This is a genomic window from Stenotrophomonas sp. 01N47 (assembly GCF_056399165.1).
The window spans coordinates 1-367 of record NZ_JBFTQU010000111.1 but is presented as its reverse complement, the minus strand read 5'-3'; the positions used below and the strand labels follow the sequence as shown (position 1 = coordinate 367).

The following is a 367-nucleotide window of genomic DNA, read 5'->3' as shown; positions in this document are numbered from 1 at the left end:
GTACAGTGGCAAATACGCCCATAAGCGCGAATCCCACTGCCGTAAGTGCGGCGAACCATATGCCGTACACCAGCATCTGCACGCTCACTGAGCCGCGTTGTGGGTCGACGAACTGCGGGATGAACGCAAGGACGAAAAACCCAGGCTTCGGATTGAGTGCTGCCGAGAGTAATCCCGTGAGGAAAATGCTCGGCAGTGATTGCCGAGTCGCTGGCTGGAAGCTGATCAGGCTACGGGAGCGTAGGACTTTTATGCCAAGCCAAAGCAAATAACCGGCACCGATAAGCTTGACGACCCAGAAGGCAACGGCGGACGTCTGCATCAGCAAAGTCAGTCCTAGCGAAGCGGTTGCCACATGAAAGAGAAT

1 protein-coding gene is annotated in these 367 nt (G+C 55.6%); it reads right to left on the bottom strand.

Translation table 11 applies throughout. The features are described from left to right. The coding region (locus tag AC1DKR_RS21455; RefSeq protein WP_478035251.1) for a LysE family translocator at positions 1 to 322 on the bottom strand (322 nt) is incomplete at its 3' end. Positions 323 to 367: the final 45 nt, after the last annotated feature.